The sequence below is a fragment of the Xanthomonas campestris pv. phormiicola genome (genome assembly GCA_025666215.1).
Classification (GTDB): Bacteria; Pseudomonadota; Gammaproteobacteria; order Xanthomonadales; family Xanthomonadaceae; genus Xanthomonas_A; species Xanthomonas_A campestris_A.
In genome coordinates, this window is the sequence record CP102593.1 from 4,916,353 (window position 1) to 4,930,812 (window position 14,460).

A 14,460-nucleotide genomic window follows, 5' to 3' on the forward strand; every position below is an offset into this window, starting at 1 on the left:
ATCCGGCATCGAAACAGCTTCGAGTCCCTGGCTGGCGAGAGCGCGATGAACCGCACCATCAGAATCCTCAGCATCGCCGCGGTGGCGTACTTGGCGCTCCTGATGCCGTCGGCACATGCCGATGCCTTCGCCCGGCTGGGCCGCGGGGTCAATGTGCTCGGCTACGACCCTCTGTGGACCGACCCGGCAAAGGCGCGCTTCCGCCCTGTGCTGTACCGGGTGATCCGCGACGGGGGCTTCCGGACCGTGCGCATCAATCTCCAGGCGTTCGCGCACATGGACGGCTCGAACCGGCTCGATCCGGCCTGGCTGCACACCCTGGATACAGAGGTGACACAGGCCAGCGAGGCCGGCCTGAACGTGATCCTCGACGAACACGACTTCCACCCCTGCGCCCACGACGCGGCGGACTGCCGGGTCAGGCTCCTGGCGTTCTGGAGCCAGATCGCCACGCGCTACCGCAACGCCCCGCCCTCGGTGCTGTTCGAGATACTGAACGAACCCAACGGCGAACTGACCAGCGCCAACTGGAACGCCCTGCTGGGCGATGCGCTGCAGATCATCCGCCGGGAAAATCCAGAGCGAACGGTGGTGATCGGCCCGGCGAACGGCAACTATTTCAGCGCGCTCGGCGATCTGCGCCTGCCCGAAGACGATCCCAACATCCTGGTCACTGTCCACTACTACAACCCGTTCGCTTTCACCCATCAAGGCGCGCCGTGGGTGCGCACCGAAATAAAGGACAGCAGCGGCGTCTCCTGGGGCGGCAAGGCCGACCGGGCAAAGCTCTATCGCCAGTTCGATGCGATCGCGGACTGGGCGACGGCCCATCATCGCCAGATTCTGCTGGGCGAATTCGGGACCTACGAAAAGGCACCGGCCGCGGATCGCCTGGCCTGGACCACGGCGGTGGTCAACGCCGCCGAGAAACGCCATTTCGCTTGGGCGTATTGGCAATTCGAGGGCAGCTTCGGGACCTACGACATCGACCATGGGCGTTGGATCGAACCGCTCCACCGGGCGCTGGTGTCCAGCGACAGCGCGTATTCCGGGCGCAGCCATTGACTGCGCCGGCGGCGATAGGCCAGTAACGCGCTAGTCGCCGGCGCGGTCGCGGCAACCCCAGTTCAGGATCGGCGTGCCGGACGGCAGTTCGCGGCGGAAGCGGGCCACGGCCGCGGCCTTGGGATTGACCACCACCGGCACCGCGGCGGCGTGCAGCAGCGGCAGGTCGGCGGTGCTGTCGGAGTAGGCGGTGGCGATCTCGCCATAGCCCAGCTCGCGCAGCATGCGCATCTTCTCTTCGTTGTGGCAGTGGCGGGTGGCGGTGACCGCGCCCAGCCGCGGGCCGATCAGGCTGCCGACCACCGGCACGTCCTGGTGGGCGACGAAGCCGAGGATGGCGCGCGCCAGTTCCGGCGGCGCGCCGGTGGCGACCACCACCCGGTCGCCGGCGGCGCGGTGCCGGGCGAACACCGCCAGCGCCTGCGGCAGCAGCCGCTGGCGGATCTGCGCTTCGTGCTGCAGCACGTACTGGTCGATCACCCGGTTGAACTCGCGGGCGCGGTGCAGGCCGAAGCTGGCGATCCACACATAGCCGGAAATGCCGGCGCGCCGGGTCGGCAGCATCGCCACCAGCGGACCCAGCAGCGGCGTGGCCAGCAGCGCAGCGGCCAGGCGCACCGGATTGCGCCGGATCAGCCAGGCGAACAGATGGCTGCCCGAGTCGCCGTCATAGAGCGTGTGGTCGAAATCGAACACCACCAGCGGCGCATCGGCGCGTGGCGCGGGATAGGCGCCGGTCATGGCTCGAAGAACAGCTGGCGCAGCGCCTCACCGGGTTCCTCGGCGCGCATGAAGGCCTCGCCGACCAGGAATGCGTGCACGCCGGCGTCGCGCATCGTCGCCACGTCGGCCGGGCCAAGGATGCCGCTCTCGGTGACCAGCAGGCGGTCGCGCGGCACCGCGTCGCGCATCGCCAGCGTGGTCTGCAGCGACACCTCGAAGGTGCGCAGGTTGCGGTTGTTGATGCCGATCAGCGGCACCGGCACCTGGATGGCGCGCTCCAGTTCGTCGATGTCGTGCACCTCGACCAGCACGTCCATGCCCAGTTGCAGCGCCAGCGCCGACAGCTCGGCCAGCTGCAGGTCGTCCAGCGCGGCGACGATCAGCAGGATGCAGTCGGCGCCGAGCACGCGCGCCTCGTACACCTGGTACGGGTCGACGGTGAAGTCCTTGCGCAGCACCGGCAGCGTGCATGCCTCGCGCGCCTGCTGCAGGTAGCGGTCGTGGCCCTGGAAGAAGTCCACGTCGGTCAGCACCGACAGACAGGCGGCGCCGCCGAACTCGTAGCTGACCGCGATGTCGGCCGGGTGGAAGTCGGGCCGGATCACGCCCTTGGACGGGCTGGCCTTCTTGACCTCGGCGATCACCGCCGGTCCGCCGTCGGCGATCGCGGCCTGCAGCGCACGGGCGAAACCGCGTACCGGCGGCGCCGCCTCGGCGCGCGCGACCAGGTCGGCCAGCGGCACGCGCGCGCTGCGGTCGGCGATCTCTTCGACCTTGCGGGCGAGAATGGTGCGGAGGATGTCGCTGCTCATTGGCGGTTCGGATCCTGGGGCCGGCCATTATCGGCCAAGTTGGGCGCAGCGGTCGTGACTGCGGGGGGGCTGGCGGGACTCGGGACTCGGGACTCGGGACTCGGCAACAGCGTAGGCGGCGTTTCGTTCTTGGCAAGCGCGAAGGACACGCGTGCGGCATGGTGCGCGCGCACCCTTCAGGCGGCGGGACTCTCCGGGTCCCGAGTCCCGAGTCCCGAGTCCCGACCAGCAGCCAACCGCCGCGTGCACGCCACATACGCATCCAGCTTGGCGCGTGCGCGGCCATCGGCGATCGCCGCGCGTGCCAAGCCGATGCCGGCGCCGATCTCGGCCGCCACACCGGCCACGTACAGCGCCGCGCCGGCGTTGAAGGCGACGATGTCCAGCGCCGGCCCGGGCACGTTGTCGAGCACGCCGAGCAGCATCGCCATCGATTCGGCGGCGTCGGCCACCTTGAGGTTGCGGCTGGCCGACATGGCGATGCCGAAGTCCTCCGGATGCACTTCGTACTCGCGCACCTGGCCGTCGCGCAGCTCGCCGACCAGGGTGCCGGCGCCCAGCGAGAGTTCGTCCATGCCGTCGCGGCCCCACACCACCAGCGCGCGCTCGGCGCCCAGCTCGTGCAGCACGCGCGCCTGGATGCCGACCAGGTCGGGGTGGAACACGCCCATCAGGATGTTCGGCGAACCGGCCGGGTTGGTCAGCGGACCGAGGATGTTGAAGATGGTGCGCACCCCCATCTCGCGCCGCACCGGCGCCACCACCTTCATCGCCGGATGGTGCACCGGCGCGTACATGAAGCCGATGCCGGTGGCGGCCAGCGCCTGCGCCACCTGCTCGGGCTGCAGCTCGATCGCCGCGCCCAGCGCTTCCAGCGCGTCGGCGCTGCCGGACTTGGAGGAGACGCTGCGGTTGCCGTGCTTGGCCACCTTGGCGCCGGCCGCCGCGGCCACGAACATCGCGCAGGTGGAGATGTTGAAGGTGTGCGAGCCATCGCCGCCGGTGCCGACGATATCGACCATGTGGGTGCGGTCGGCGACCTCGACGGTGCGCGAGAACTCGCGCATCACCGCGGCCGCGCCGGCGATCTCGCCGATCGTCTCCTTCTTCACCCGCAGCCCGGTGAGGATCGCCGCGGTCATCATCGGCGACACTTCGCCGCGCATGATCTGCCGCATCAGCCCGACCATCTCGTCGTGGAAGATCTCGCGGTGTTCGATGGTGCGTTGCAGGGCTTGCTGGGGGGTCAGCGTCATGGCGGTTCCTGGACGTTCAAAGACTGGCGTGCTCGAGGATTTCCTGGCCCATCAGCACGCAGTCACCGTCTCGCATCGGGTAGTAGAGCAGGCGCATGCGGTACTCGCCCTTGTAGATGGATCCCCACACCTGCAGCACCTCGAAGCGCTGCCTGGGGTTGGCCGGATTGACGATGGACGGCAGCCGTTCGACTTCGTCGCCGACTTCGGCGCGCTCGTCGTTGCCGGAGTGGAAGGCGAGCAGCTTGGCGGCCTGCTTCAGCGCCTCCGCAGCGCATTGCGGCGCGGCCGGCTTGGCCGCGGGCGCCGCGAAACACGGAGCGCACGCCAGCAATGCGATCACAGCAATCACCACGCGCGAGGGGAACAGACGCATGCTCATCGCTCCAGGAAGTTCTTCAGCAGCGCGTGGCCGTGCTCGGTGAGGATGGACTCGGGATGGAACTGCACGCCCTCCACCGGAAACTCGCGGTGGCGCAGGCCCATGATCTCCTCGATGCTGCCGTCCTCGTGCTCGGTCCAGGCGGTGACCTCCAGACAGTCCGGCAGCGTGGTCTTCTCCACCACCAGCGAGTGGTAGCGGGTAGCCTCGTAGCGGTCCGGCAATCCGGCGAACACGCCGCGGCCCTCGTGGCGGATGCGCGAGGTCTTGCCATGCATGATGGTGCCGGCGCGCACCACCTGGCCGCCGTAGGCCTGGCCGATGCTCTGGTGGCCCAGGCATACGCCGAGGATCGGCGTGCGCTGGCCGAGCCGTTCGATCAGCTGCAGCGACACGCCGGCCTCGTTCGGCGTGCACGGGCCGGGCGAGATCACGATGCGCTGCGGCGCCAGGCGCTCGATCTCGTCCACGCTGAGCGCGTCGTTGCGCACCACCTTGACCTCGGCGCCGAGCGCCTGCAGGTACTGCACGAGGTTGTAGGTGAAGCTGTCGTAGTTGTCGAGCATCAGCAGCATGGCGAGGGACTCATTGCGCGATCAGGAAGACCGCATAGACGTTTTCGGAAAGGGTGAGGCTGCCGGCTTCGAGGGATTCGGCCACGCCATCGGCGGCACGAGGTTCTGCGAAATCCAATCGCGGCCCAGCCGGCGCACTCGCTACCTGCAGGGCGACCCGCTCTGTCGGCCAGCGGCCGGCCTGGATACCGTAGGCGAAGTTCGGCGCAACCTCAGAGATGGTGTACAGGCTGCCCAGGCGTACGCCGTAAGCCTTGGCCAGTGCCTGCGCCGAGGTGCGGGTCTGCTCGGCCGCCTGGCGCTTGAGCTCGGCGCGCAACGCAGTCTCACCGCTGTAGTGCGGTGCGATGCCGGACACCTGCAGTTCTTCACTGGTGCTGAGCTTGCCTAGCAAGCCGCGTACGTCATCCAGCGAACCGAAGTCGGCGGACAAGGTCCGCTGCACCCGGGTCCCTTCGAAGACTTGCCTGTTGTCTTCGTAGCGCCGCTCTGGCTGGATCGACAGCGTGGTCGCCTGCACGCTGTCGGCAAGCGCATGCTGCTGCTTGAATGCAGCCAGTACGTTCGCCGCATTGGCCTGCACGCGCTTGCGCGCCGCACCCGGGTCGGCATCCACTGCGCTCAGCGTGATCTTGACCCCGAAGCGATCCGGCACCACCTCGCGCTGCGCCTCGCCCTTGACCAGCAGGTGCGGCTGCGACGGCAGGCTGTTGACCTGCGCGCTGGCGAATGACGGCAGCGCCAGCAGCGCGGCGATGACCCAGCGACCGAGCGTATTCGTCTTCATCTTCCTCTCCTTGGTGACTGTCAGCCGGCCGCGCGCTGCGCGCCGGGGTACGAAAGCGCGGCGAAATCGCGGCACAGCGCGTCGACCGCATCGGCCTGCGTGGCCCATGAGGTCACGAAACGGATCACCCAGCGGCCGTCGGCCAGCGCCTGCCAGCGCTCGAAGTCGTAGCGCTGCGCCAAGGCCTCGACGGCGTCGGCCGGCAGCGTCACGAACAGCTGGTTGGTCGGCGAATCCGACGCGAACTGCGCACCGGCCGCGGCCAGGCCCACGCGCAGGCACGCGGCCATGCGGTTGGCATGCGCGGCCAGTTCGTAGAACAGGCCGTCCTCGAACAGTGCGGCGAACTGCGTGCCCAGCACCATGCCCTTGGCCAGCAGCGCGCCGCGCTGCTTGAGCAGGTAGCGGAAATCCGACTGCAATGCCGGATTGACGATCACCAGCGCCTCGCCGAGCAGCGCGCCGTTCTTGGTGCCGCCGATATAGAACGCATCGGTCAGCGCGGCGACATCGGCCAGGCTCAGGTCGTTGCCCTCGGCGGTCAATGCGCTGCCGATGCGCGCGCCGTCCAGGAACAGCCACAGCCCATGCGCGTCGCAGGCGTCGCGCAAGGCCTGCAGTTCATGCTTGCGATAGATGGTGCCGAGCTCGGTGGTGTTGGACACGTACACCAACCGCGGCTGCACCATGTGCTCGTTGCCGTGCTCGGCCAGCAGCGGCGCGATCAGCGCCGGGCTCAGCCGGCCATCGGCCGTCTCCACGGTCAACACCTTGTGCCCGGTGGCCTCGATCGCGCCGGTCTCGTGCGTGGCGATATGCCCGCTGGCGGCGGCGATCACCGCCTGGTGCGGACGCAGAAAGGCGCCGATCGCGGCCAGGTTGGTCTGGGTGCCGCCGACCAGCAGGTGCACGTCGGCGTGCGCGCAGGCGATCTCGCCGCGGATCAGCTGCGCGGCGCGTTCGCTGTGCCGGTCCAGGCCGTAGCCGCCGTTCTGCTCGGCGCTGGCCGCGGCCAATGCGGCCAGCAGGCGCGGATGCGCGCCTTCGCTGTAGTCGTTGCGGAAGCTGATCCGCGGGCTCGGCGCGGACACGCTCACAGCCCCTTCGCCGCCTCGGCCACCGCGCGGAACAGCGCGCGGCCCTTGTTCATGGTCTCGTCCCATTCCTTCTGCGGATCGGAGTCGTAGACGATGCCGGCGCCGGCCTGCACGTGCAGGCGGCCGTGCTTGATCACCGCGGTGCGGATCGCGATGGCGGTATCGGCATCGCCGTGCCAGCCCAGATACCCGATGCTGCCGGCATAGACGTTGCGCTTGATCGGCTCCAGTTCGCGGATCACTTCCAGCGCGCGGATCTTCGGCGCGCCGCTGACGGTGCCGGCCGGGAACGTGGCGCGCAGCACGTCGGCATAGCTGAGCCCGGGCAGCAGCGTGCCGGTGACTTCGCTGACGATGTGCATGACGTGGCTGTAGCGCTCGATCACGAAGCGTTCGCCGACCGCGACGGTGCCGGCCTGCGACACGCGGCCGGCGTCGTTGCGGCCCAGGTCGATCAGCATCAGGTGCTCGGCGCGCTCCTTCGGATCGGCCAGCAGCTCCGCTTCCAGCGCCAGGTCCTCTTCCACGGTCTTGCCGCGCGGACGGGTGCCGGCGATCGGGCGCACGGTGACCTGGCCGGCTTCCAGCCGCACCAGGATCTCCGGCGAGGAGCCGACCACCTGGGTGTCGCCGACGTCGAGGAAATACATGTACGGCGACGGATTCAACGCGCGCAGCGCGCGGTACACGTCCACCGGGCGCGCGCTGAACGGCACGCTCAGGCGCTGGCTCAGCACCACCTGGAAGATGTCGCCGGCGCGGATGTATTCCTTGGATTTTTCCACCGCGGCGATGAAGCCTTCGCGGGTGAAGCCGGACACGAAGTCGCTTTCGTCGAGCACGTCGCGCGCCAGCGGCACCGGGTAGCCGGCGCCGGGCTGGCGCAGCGTGGCGGTCAGCGCGTCCAGCCGCGCCTGCGCCCGTTCCCAGGCGTCGGCCTCGCGCGGATCGGCGTGCACGATCAGGTACAGGCGGCCCTTGAGGTTGTCGAACACCGCGACCTCTTCGGACAGCATCAGCAGGATGTCGGGCGTGTCGAGCTCGTTGCGCTTGTCGCCGCTGGCCAGGCGCGGCTCGATGTAGCCGATGCATTCGAAGCCGAACCAGCCGACCAGGCCGCCGGTGAAGCCGGGCACGCCGTCGAGCCTGGGCACCGAATGCGCCGAGCGCAGCGCCTCGACCTCGGCGAACGGATCGGCGACCTCGCGGCGCTCGATCAGCTCGCCGTGATCGCGTACTTCCAGCGTATGCCCGCGGAACGTGTACACGCGGCGCACCGGCAGGCCGATGATCGAGTAGCGGCCGAAGCGTTCGCCGCCTTCGACCGATTCGAACAGGTAGGTATGCGGGGCGTCGGCGAGCTTGAGATAGACCGACAGCGGCGTGTCCAGGTCGGACAGCACTTCGCGGACGACGGGGATGCGGGTGTGACCTTCAGCGGCGTAGCGCTGGAACAGCTCGCGGGTGATCAAGACGACTTTCCTTCCGGGACTCGGTGGCGGGGCGGACGACGGCTGCAGGCCACCATCGCCACGCACGGCGAGCGGAAGTGAGGGAACGCGGGGTCGTCAGGCTGGACACGGCGGCTACTTTACCGCAACTGCGGCGACTGGCAACGGTTGCAGAAGGGACCATCTGCGCTGCGCTGCATGGGCTGTTGCAGCCTGGAAGCGAAAGCACGGCCTGGGCTGGATGCAGTCGGGACTGAAGTCCCTCCCACAGTGCACCCAGCCGCCGCGCCGCAAGTCCCATTGCGGGAGCGACTGCAGCCTGGAAGCGAATGCACTGCCTGGGCTGGATGCAGTCGGGACTGAAGTCCCTCCCACAGTGCGCCAGAACGCCGGTCGCGAGTCCTTGTGGGAGCGACTTCAGTCGCGACGCGGCAGCTCATCCAGGCCGGCGACCGGCGCGCCGCTATCCCGCCCGGCCGCGCAGCAACGCCGAATCCGCAGGCAGGTGCATGCGCAGGCGGCCGGCAACGCAATCGATGCGGAAGTGGCGCGAGGTTTCTGGTTCGCCGTCCAGGTTCAAGGTCAGCGGCATGGCCGCGTCGATGCGCACCCAGGGCAACTGCGCGCGTACCGCGACCCGCTCCAGCGCGGCCTGCTTGCCGGAGGTGACCAGGGTGCCCAGGGTCGCGGCGACTTCGCCGCTCATCTCCGGGACGATGGTCAGGTCGAGCAGGCCATCGTCGAGCAGCGCGTCCGGGCACAGCGCCTGGCCGCCGCCGGCCTGGCGTCCGTTGCCCAGGCCGAGCGCGATGAACTCGCCTTCCCAGGCGAACTCCGGCCCCTCGAACCGCGCCTGGATCGGATCGATCTGGCCCAGCCTGCCCATCCCGGTGATCAGGTAGGCCAGGCCGCCTAGCATCTTCTTCAGGCCCTCGTCGGTGTCCACCGTGACCTGGGTGCCGAAGCCGCCGCTGGCGACGTTGGCGCACCAGTGCGGCCCGTGCTCGGCCTCGATGCGCAGCAGGTCGATGGCCACGGCCGGCGCCTGCGCGACCAGTTCCAGTGCCGCCAGCGGGGTGTCGGGAATGCCGGCAGCGGTGGCGAAATCGTTGGCGGTGCCCAGCGGCACCAGGCCCAGCGCGGGCAGCGCCGCGGCGGCGGCGTGGTGGTGGGCCAGCGCACTGGCCACCTCGCTCAAGGTGCCGTCGCCGCCGGCGGCGACGATGCAGTCGGCGCCGTCGGCCACGGCCTCGGCCACGTAGCGTTCGGCGTCGCCCTCTTCCCAGGTCACCCTCACCTGCAATTGGATGCCGCGTTCGCGCAGCGCGGACACGGCCTCGCGCAGCGGCTCATCGCCCGCCGACTTGCCGTTGAGGATCAGACGCCAATGCGGTGCTGCCATGCGGACCTTCCCGAGCTCAGGCCTGCAGCCTAGCCGGCGGCGGATGCGGACATCGTGAATGCGCAGCGCCGGTGCCGCGAGCACTGCGCCCGGCACGCGGCAAGGCGCGCCGCACTCGGCACCAGCGCGCACGCATCCGCCTTTGGTGGAGCCCCGGCACGCAACCCGATGTTCGCCGCGGTGTCATATCCGCGTCACCGATCGCCCGGAACATGGAAGACCATAGCAAGGACGATGGATGGAGGCAGGATCAGCCTCCGATTTCTCCCAGGGGCCGCACTGGCGACAGTGCGGTTCTTTCTTTGTGCGCGCCGCTCAGCCGGCCGCGAACCTGGCCAGGGCTTCGCCCTGCAGGCGATACACGGTCCACTCGTCCTGCGCCCGCGCGCCGGCGGCTTCGTAGAAGTCGATCGCCGGCTGGTTCCAGTCCAGCACCGACCATTCGAAGCGGCCGCAGCCCTCGGCCAGCGCCTGCCGGGCCAGGTGCCGCAGCAAGGCCTTGCCGGCGCCGCTGCCGCGGTGTTCCGGGTCCACGTACAGGTCTTCCAGGTACAGGCCGTTGCGGCCGAGCCAGGTCGAATAGTTGTAGAAGTACACCGCATAGCCGATCGGCTGCGCGTCGGCTTCGCAGATCAGCGCGTGCGCGGTGGCGCCGGGGCCGAACAGGCTGGCGCGCAGGCCGGCCTCGTCGGTCTGCACCGCGTCCTCGGCACGCTCGTAGCGGGCCAGGTCGCGGATCAGGCGCAGGATCAGCGCCGCATCGTCGGCGGTGGCCGGGCGGATGTGCAGTGCGGCCATGTCAGCGCGCCGCCACCGCGGCGCGCATCTGCGCGATCACCGCGGCATAGTCCGGCGCATTGAAGATGGCCGAACCGGCGACGAAGGTATCGGCGCCGGCGGCGGCGATCGCGGCGATGTTGTCCGGCTTGACCCCGCCGTCGATCTCCAGCCGGATCGGCTTGCCGCTGGCGTCGATCTTGCTGCGGATCGCGCGCAGCTTGTCCAGCGCCGAGGGGATGAAGGCCTGCCCGCCGAAGCCCGGGTTGACCGACATCACCAGCACCAGGTCCAGGTCGTCGAGCACCCAATCGAGGATGTCCACCGGCGTGGCCGGATTGAGCACCAGGCCGGCCTTGCAGCCGTGCGACTTGATCAGCTGGATGCTGCGGTGCACGTGGCGGCTGGCCTCGGGATGGAAGCTGATCAGGCTGGCCCCGGCGTCGGCGAAATCCGGGATCAGCCGGTCCACCGGCTCGACCATCAGGTGCACGTCGATCGGCGCGGTGACGCCGTGCTTGCGCAGCGCCTGGCACACCATCGGGCCGATGGTCAGGTTGGGCACGTAATGGTTGTCCATCACGTCGAAATGGATCCAGTCGGCGCCGGCCTTGAGCACGGCATCCACTTCCTCGCCGAGGCGGGCGAAATCGGCGGACAGGATGGACGGGGAGATGATGCAGTCGGACATGGCGAAGGTCTCAGCGCTTGCGCAGGGTGCGGATACGGTCGTAGGCGGTGTTGAGCTGGCTGGCCTTCTTCTCGGCCCGCGCGCGCAGTTCCGGACTGGCGCCGGCGACCTTGTCGGGGTGGTACTGGGAGATCAGCCGGCGGTAGGCCAGTTCGATCTCGGCGTCGGTGGCGTCGCGGCGCACGCCCAGCTCGCGGTAGGGGTCCTCGCGCTGGCCGAGCTTGAACCAGTCAGCATCGAAGGCGTGCCCGACCAGCAGCCCGAGCACCGCGCCGAACACCGGATTGGGCCGGAACAGCAGCGCCCCGGCGATGGCGCCGAGCAGTTTTCCGTACCAGTGCATGGGCGAGGGCGGGCTCGGCGGACAAGGCCTCGCATTTTACGGCACAGCGGGGCTTTCCGGCCGTACACTACGCGGCCCGCTGTCGAGCCGCGGGCCCGCCGGGTCCCGGGACAGCCGCCATTGCGAAGTCCGTAGGAGTGCCTGTGTCCACCACGCTGTTGCAATCCGATCTGCCCGGCCTGCCGTTGCGTCACCGGGGCAAGGTCCGCGACGTATTCGATATCCCCCGCGAGCGCCTGCCTGCCGACGCCCCGCCCGGGGACTACCTGCTGATGGTCGCCACCGACCGCCTGTCCGCCTTCGACGTGGTGCTGCCCGACCCGATTCCCGGCAAGGGCGAGATGCTGTGCCAGGTCTCCAACTTCTGGTTCAAGAAGACCGAGCACCTGATGCCCAACCACCTGACCGGCATCGACGTGGCCGCGGTGCTGCCCGCCGGCGTGGACGCGGCGCTGTACGCCCGGCGCGCGGTGGTGACCAAGAAGCTCAAGCCGGTGCCGGTGGAAGCGATCGCCCGCGGCTACCTGATCGGCAGCGGCTGGAAGGACTACCAGCGCACCGGCAAGGTCAGCGGCATCGAGCTGCCCGACGGCCTGCGCCAGGCCGAGAAGCTGGCCGAACCGATCTTCACCCCCTCGACCAAGGCCGCGGTCGGCGACCACGACGAGAACATCGACTTCGACGCGATGGTCAAGACCGTCGGCGCCGAGCTGGCCGAGCGCGTGCGCGACGCCACCCTGCGCATCTACCGCTTCGCCGCCGACTTCGCCGCCGAGCGCGGCATCCTGCTGGCCGACACCAAGTTCGAGTTCGGCACCGACGCCGACGGCCGCCTGTACATCATGGACGAGATGCTGACCCCGGATTCCTCGCGCTACTGGCCGGCCGACCAATACGAAGTGGGCACCAGCCCGCCCAGCTACGACAAGCAGTTCGTGCGCGACTATCTGGAGACGCTGGACTGGGGCAAGACCGCGCCCGGCCCGCGCCTGCCGCAGGACGTGATCGACCGCACCCGCGCCAAGTACGCCGAGGCGCTGCAGCGGCTGGCGGGGATTTCGATCGACTGACCGATCCCTGCCGCGATGGGAACTGGCGTGCGCGCCAGGTCCTGCCGCGCATCGCGTGCAGCGACGCGCCTGGACAAGCGCGGCGTGCACTTCGCCGCCAGCGAGGGCGACAACCACGGCACACATTCCGCCGCTGCGCAGCAGCGGCGATCGCTTACCCTGCCGCCGGATCGCGCACTTCCGGGACGCCGTCGCCATCGCGCTGCAGGGCGAAGAGCAGCCCCCAGGCCACCAGCGACACGGCGACCACCACGTAGCCGACCGTATCGAAATGCTGCAGCTTGCCGTCGGCGCCCAGCGCGACGATGTGCCCGGCGATCAGCGACGCCAGGCCGCCGGACAGCTGCTGCACGGAGGCGCCGATCGCGTTGAACGCGCCGCGCTGCTTCAGCGCCGGCACCGAGGCGGCCAATGCCTGGTACGGGATCATGCGCGAGAAGATCGCGGCGAACAGCAGCACGTTGACCCCGATCAGCATCGGCAGCGAGACCCGGCCAAGATGGGTGTAGATCAGCACCATGAGGATGCTGAGCACCGTGCCGAAGCTGAACACGCGCAAGGTGCCGAAGCGGTCGGTCGCCCTGCCGATCAACGGGCCGAACACGATGGCGCAGACCCCGGTGATCAGATAGATGGTGGGCAGGCTGTGCAGGTCGATGCCGAGATTGCCGACGATGTACGCGCTGCCGAACGGCATCAGCATGAAGCCGCCGGTGCTCAGCAGCGCGGTCGTCGCGAACGCCAGTTGGTGGCGCGGCACGGCGAGGGTGCGCAGCAGATGTCGCCACGCGCCATGTTCGCGCGGCGCCTGCAGATGCGCGGCGACCGGTTGCAGCCGCCACGCCACGACCAGGCCGGCGGCCAGGCCGAGCGCGGCCATCGCCAGGAATGGCGCATGCCAGTCCCAGCGGTTGGACAGGGACAGGCCGATCGGAATCCCCAGCACCTGGCTGGCGGCGAAGGCGGTCTGGATCAATCCCATCACCCGGCCACGCAGCTGCGCGCGGAACAGGTCGGTGGCGATGGCCAGCACCACCGAGCCGATCACGCCCCCGAACAGCCCGGTGACGATGCGCGCCAGCAACAGGCTGTGGAAGCTTTGCGCCAAGCCGCACCACGCGGTGCCGACCACGAAACCGGTGTAGAAGAACAGCAGGATCTTCTTGCGATCGAACCTGTCGGCAAAGCCTGCCGTCAGCAAGCCCGACGCCGCGGCGCTGAACGCGTACGCGGACACGACCAGGCCGAATTGGGTCGGGCCGATGCGCAGCGCGGGCATGATGCTGGCACCCAGCGGCGACATCAGCATGAAATCGAGGATGACCGCGAACTGCAGGAACGCCAGCATGCCCGCCACCACTTTCTGGTAGGCGGTGAAGCCGGATGGGACGACGGCGGCTTCGGCGCTCATGGCGGCGGCATCCGGCGGCGCAGGCTGATGGCATGTTCCGGGCACGCAGCGACGCACAGGCCGCAGCCGAGGCAGGCGTCGGCCTTGGGCGTATACGCCACGCGCATGCCATGCACGCGCAGCTTGAGCCGGTGCCGCCATCCAAGCTCCGCATAGTCGGCCGCATCGATGCGCCGCAGTTCGAATACCTGCTCCGGGCACACCTCCACGCAATCGCCCTTGCCCTCGCAGCGCACCAGTTCGACGATCGGCGCCACCGTCCCGGGCGGCTGCTTGCAGACGGTCAGCGCACTATCAAGAGGCGTCATTGGCGTTCGCCCTGGTGCCGGCGACGCTGCATGCCGTGGCGGAACTGCTCGCGCTCTTCCGCGGTCATCGCCTGCCATTTCTCCCAGTGGCGGTGCCTGCGCCAGCCGCCGTGGCCGCGGAATCCGCCGAACAGGATGCGGCTGAGCACCAGCAATTCCACCGCATGCGGGTAGTCGATCGGGTGGGCACCGCTCAACGCCACCGGCAGCACCGCATTCCACAACTGCATGACCACCGCGCCGAGGACGGCGACCGCCGCCAGCACGAACGCCGCCTTGCCCAGATATCTCGCTTTGAATGCCATCTCGT

17 protein-coding genes are annotated in these 14,460 nt (G+C 69.2%); 2 read left to right on the forward strand and 15 right to left on the reverse strand.

Annotation, left to right across the window (positions count from 1 at the left end):
* The first annotated feature begins 45 nt into the window (after positions 1–45).
* A complete protein-coding gene (locus tag NRY95_20790; protein UYC16088.1) occupies positions 46–1,065 on the forward strand; it encodes a glycoside hydrolase family 5 protein in 1,020 nt (339 codons plus the stop codon).
* 30 nt (positions 1,066–1,095) lie between these two features.
* On the opposite strand, the gene NRY95_20795 is transcribed toward NRY95_20790, so the two are convergent.
* From NRY95_20795 to NRY95_20850, 12 genes are all read right to left on the reverse strand, one after another.
* Positions 1,096–1,806 (reverse strand): haloacid dehalogenase-like hydrolase, encoded by a 711-nt coding sequence (locus tag NRY95_20795; protein ID UYC16089.1) that lies wholly within the window; start codon positions 1,804–1,806, stop codon positions 1,096–1,098.
* Positions 1,803–2,600: an indole-3-glycerol phosphate synthase TrpC gene (gene trpC, locus NRY95_20800; protein UYC16090.1), complete on the reverse strand. Its 798-nt coding sequence runs from the start codon at positions 2,598–2,600 to the stop codon at positions 1,803–1,805. The genes NRY95_20795 and trpC overlap by 4 nt, the downstream gene beginning before the upstream one ends.
* 176 nt (positions 2,601–2,776) lie before the next feature.
* On the reverse strand, positions 2,777–3,856 hold the full coding sequence (gene trpD / locus NRY95_20805; GenBank protein ID UYC16091.1) for an anthranilate phosphoribosyltransferase: 1,080 nt from the start codon (positions 3,854–3,856) through the stop codon (positions 2,777–2,779).
* A 16-nt stretch (positions 3,857–3,872) separates the two neighbouring features.
* Positions 3,873–4,232 (reverse strand): hypothetical protein, encoded by a 360-nt coding sequence (locus NRY95_20810; protein UYC16092.1) that lies wholly within the window; start codon positions 4,230–4,232, stop codon positions 3,873–3,875.
* Positions 4,233–4,234: 2 nt separating this feature from the next.
* Positions 4,235–4,813 (reverse strand): aminodeoxychorismate/anthranilate synthase component II, encoded by a 579-nt coding sequence (locus NRY95_20815; GenBank protein ID UYC16093.1) that lies wholly within the window; start codon positions 4,811–4,813, stop codon positions 4,235–4,237.
* A 10-nt stretch (positions 4,814–4,823) separates the two neighbouring features.
* Complete coding sequence (locus NRY95_20820) at positions 4,824–5,600, reverse strand: SIMPL domain-containing protein (protein ID UYC18654.1); 777 nt, start codon at positions 5,598–5,600, stop codon at positions 4,824–4,826.
* 20 nt (positions 5,601–5,620) lie between these two features.
* Entirely contained in the window at positions 5,621–6,691 is a 1,071-nt protein-coding gene (locus NRY95_20825; protein UYC16094.1) for a beta-eliminating lyase-related protein, read from the reverse strand.
* Positions 6,692–6,693: 2 nt separating this feature from the next.
* Positions 6,694–8,169, reverse strand: coding sequence for an anthranilate synthase component I (gene trpE / locus NRY95_20830; GenBank protein UYC16095.1), 1,476 nt, complete (start codon positions 8,167–8,169; stop codon positions 6,694–6,696).
* A gap of 442 nt (positions 8,170–8,611) precedes the next feature.
* Positions 8,612–9,550, reverse strand: a complete 939-nt coding sequence (gene yegS / locus NRY95_20835) for a lipid kinase YegS (GenBank protein UYC16096.1) — start codon at positions 9,548–9,550, stop codon at positions 8,612–8,614.
* Positions 9,551–9,865: 315 nt separating this feature from the next.
* Positions 9,866–10,348, reverse strand: a complete 483-nt coding sequence (locus NRY95_20840) for a GNAT family N-acetyltransferase (GenBank protein ID UYC16097.1) — start codon at positions 10,346–10,348, stop codon at positions 9,866–9,868.
* A gap of 1 nt (position 10,349) precedes the next feature.
* A complete protein-coding gene (gene rpe / locus NRY95_20845; GenBank protein UYC16098.1) occupies positions 10,350–11,018 on the reverse strand; it encodes a ribulose-phosphate 3-epimerase in 669 nt (222 codons plus the stop codon).
* A 10-nt stretch (positions 11,019–11,028) separates the two neighbouring features.
* Positions 11,029–11,361: a DnaJ domain-containing protein gene (locus NRY95_20850; protein ID UYC16099.1), complete on the reverse strand. Its 333-nt coding sequence runs from the start codon at positions 11,359–11,361 to the stop codon at positions 11,029–11,031.
* A 143-nt stretch (positions 11,362–11,504) separates the two neighbouring features.
* On the opposite strand from NRY95_20850, the gene NRY95_20855 reads away from it, so the two are divergent.
* Positions 11,505–12,431: a phosphoribosylaminoimidazolesuccinocarboxamide synthase gene (locus NRY95_20855; GenBank protein UYC16100.1), complete on the forward strand. Its 927-nt coding sequence runs from the start codon at positions 11,505–11,507 to the stop codon at positions 12,429–12,431.
* Positions 12,432–12,585: 154 nt separating this feature from the next.
* On the opposite strand, the gene NRY95_20860 is transcribed toward NRY95_20855, so the two are convergent.
* The 3 genes from NRY95_20860 to NRY95_20870 are packed head-to-tail and all read right to left on the reverse strand — an operon-like array spanning position 12,586 to position 14,455.
* Positions 12,586–13,842: an MFS transporter gene (locus NRY95_20860; protein ID UYC16101.1), complete on the reverse strand. Its 1,257-nt coding sequence runs from the start codon at positions 13,840–13,842 to the stop codon at positions 12,586–12,588.
* Positions 13,839–14,150: a ferredoxin family protein gene (locus NRY95_20865; protein UYC16102.1), complete on the reverse strand. Its 312-nt coding sequence runs from the start codon at positions 14,148–14,150 to the stop codon at positions 13,839–13,841. Before NRY95_20865 ends, NRY95_20860 begins: the two co-directional genes overlap by 4 nt.
* On the reverse strand, positions 14,147–14,455 hold the full coding sequence (locus NRY95_20870) for a hypothetical protein (protein UYC16103.1): 309 nt from the start codon (positions 14,453–14,455) through the stop codon (positions 14,147–14,149). Before NRY95_20870 ends, NRY95_20865 begins: the two co-directional genes overlap by 4 nt.
* Between the last annotated feature and the right edge of the window lie 5 nt (positions 14,456–14,460).